Source organism: Sagittula sp. SSi028, from assembly GCF_048553715.1.
Classification (GTDB): Bacteria; Pseudomonadota; Alphaproteobacteria; order Rhodobacterales; family Rhodobacteraceae; genus Sagittula.
In genome coordinates this window covers 1-488 of sequence record NZ_JBLZNC010000055.1, presented here as the reverse complement: position 1 = coordinate 488, position 488 = coordinate 1, and the positions used below count along the sequence as shown (strand labels likewise).

Sequence of the window (488 nt, the reverse complement as noted above, 5' to 3'; positions counted from 1 at the left end):
GAGATACGTGAAGACGACGTTGCCCTCGACGCGACCGGGGTCTTCCACACGCAAATGGTTCGGATCTGTGAACATCGCCCTGACAGCACTTCGGATTTCGTCGGGCGAGGCTGAGAGAGGAATGGCGTTGCCTCCGGATTTTGACATCTTGGCCTTGCCGTCGATACCGGGCAATCGGCCCGCCTTGGGTATGATCGCTTGGGCTTCGGGCAGAACGTCGTGGCCTGCGGTCGCATTGATGCGTCGCACAATCTCGTTGGTTTGCTCGATCAGCGGTGCTTGATCAGCCCCGACCGGCACAATCGTTGCTTTGAATGCCGTGATGTCCGCCGCTTGTGCCGCAGGATAACACAGGAATGTCGCGTCCGAAGCCGCGGGCGCGGATTTCATCCTTGATTGTCGGGTTCCGTTCCAGCCGCGCGACGGTCACAAAGTTCAGATAGAGCATCGTAAGCTCGGCCAGCGCCGGAAGATGCGATTGCACGCAG

The 488-nt window shown here is 59.4% G+C and carries 1 pseudogene; it reads right to left on the bottom strand.

What is annotated here, in order from left to right:
- Nucleotides 1-488: pseudogene (locus ACN5AZ_RS18735) on the bottom strand (tryptophan--tRNA ligase); the annotation flags it as partial.